The organism is Flavobacterium aurantiibacter (assembly GCF_002251775.1).
GTDB lineage: Bacteria > Bacteroidota > Bacteroidia > Flavobacteriales > Flavobacteriaceae > Flavobacterium > Flavobacterium aurantiibacter.
Genome location: NZ_NOXX01000023.1, coordinates 1 through 770, shown reverse-complemented (window position 1 = coordinate 770; position 770 = coordinate 1). Strand labels below are relative to the sequence as shown.

The following is a 770-nucleotide window of genomic DNA, read 5'->3' as shown; positions in this document are numbered from 1 at the left end:
AGCCAACTCTACTTTGTGAGTTCACGAAACAAAACCAAAAGAACCGACGGCTGGAACGAAGAACCTTACCTAGACATCTACCGCGTTACCTACACCACCGACGGTAACTTCGGTAAAGTTGAGGAACAAACCGATTTGAATACCAAATGGCACGACGGTCCGGTAACGATCTCAGCCGATGGAAAGACGCTCTACTTCTCGCGCGATAGTCATGCCGAGAAAAAATTCGAAAAGGACAAAAAACTCAACGCCAAGTTCGGACAAGTGAATTTGTTTCGAGCCACCAAAAACGGCGAGAAGTGGGAGAACATCACCGCGCTGCCTTTCAACAGCAACACCTACTCCACCAGCGCACCGGCCTTAAGTGCCGACGGCAAAACCCTGTACTTCTCCTCGGATATGCCTGGATCAATCGGGGGAACCGACATCTGGAAAGTATCGATCAACGGCGATAGCTACGGAAAACCCGAAAACCTCGGACCTCATGTAAATACCGAAGGCAACGAACAGTTCCCGTTTATCACCGCCGATAACCTACTCTACTTCGCCTCTAACGGCAGAACCGGATTGGGCGGACTCGATATCTTTGTGGCCAACTTAGCCAAAAACGAACCGGCTTCCAACCTAGGAAAACCCGTAAACTCCGAGAAAGACGACTTTGCCTTTAGCTTCAATGCCAGCAAAAATGTAGGTTTTATCTCCAGCAACCGCACCGGAAACGACGACATTTACCTGATCGAACCCCTGTGTGCGGTCGAGGCGCAGATTGC

The 770-nt window shown here is 50.1% G+C and carries 1 protein-coding gene; it reads left to right on the top strand.

The features are described from left to right. Nucleotides 1-15: 15 nt before the first annotated feature. Nucleotides 16-770: TolB family protein (locus tag CHX27_RS00215; RefSeq protein WP_394335688.1), on the top strand; the 755-nt coding region annotated here is incomplete at its 3' end.